Origin of the sequence: Vibrio sp. 1562, assembly GCF_033340155.1 — a bacterium.
GTDB classification, from domain to species: Bacteria; Pseudomonadota; Gammaproteobacteria; order Enterobacterales; family Vibrionaceae; genus Vibrio; species Vibrio alginolyticus.
The window spans coordinates 1-732 of record NZ_JAWOVY010000296.1 but is presented as its reverse complement, the minus strand read 5'-3'; the positions used below and the strand labels follow the sequence as shown (position 1 = coordinate 732).

Annotated in this window: 1 protein-coding gene; it reads left to right on the top strand. The window is 46.0% G+C overall.

Annotated elements, in window-relative coordinates:
• Positions 1–9: 9 nt before the first annotated feature.
• The coding region (locus R7Z49_RS24770) for a DUF692 domain-containing protein (protein WP_318112342.1) at positions 10–732 on the top strand (723 nt) is incomplete at its 3' end.

The following is a 732-nucleotide window of genomic DNA, read 5'->3' as shown; positions in this document are numbered from 1 at the left end:
GAGTTTCACGTGAAACACTACGATTTTCACCCTCTTGTTGGCGTTGGTTTACGGACTCCTCATTTGGACTTTTTTCAGCAACAACGTCCAGAACTGTCTTGGTTAGAAATTCACAGCGAGAACTACTTTCAACCCAATGCAGCCGAACGAAAATATCTACACACTTTGCGAGAGCAATACCAGATCAGCTGCCACGGAATTGGTTTGTCGTTAGGCTCTGTTGAACGCGTTAGCCAAGTACACCTAGCTCAACTGAAAGCATTGATTGATGCCATTGACCCGATGTTTGTCTCTGACCATTTGAGCTGGAGTGAAAATGGTGGGCATTATTTTAACGACTTGCTTCCCCTACCATACACCGAAGAAGCACTGAACGTTTTTACTCGCAATGTGCTTGAAGTTCAGGATTATCTGCAACGCGAAATCTTAATTGAGAACCCATCGAGCTATGTGAAGTTTCAACACTCGACGATCAGCGAGTGGGAGTTTCTCGCTGAGGTTCAGCAGCGCACAAGTTGCCGGTTACTGCTCGATCTGAATAACGTACACGTATCAGCCTTCAATCACGGCTTTGATTGCAATACCTATCTGTCCGCCATTCCGGCAGACAAAGTGGATGAAATTCATTTGGCGGGTTTCACCATCAAGCAACTCGATAAAGGCGAAATTTGGATTGATACTCACAGCCGTCCCGTCAGCACGGAAGTCTGGAAGTTATATCAACACTGGGGC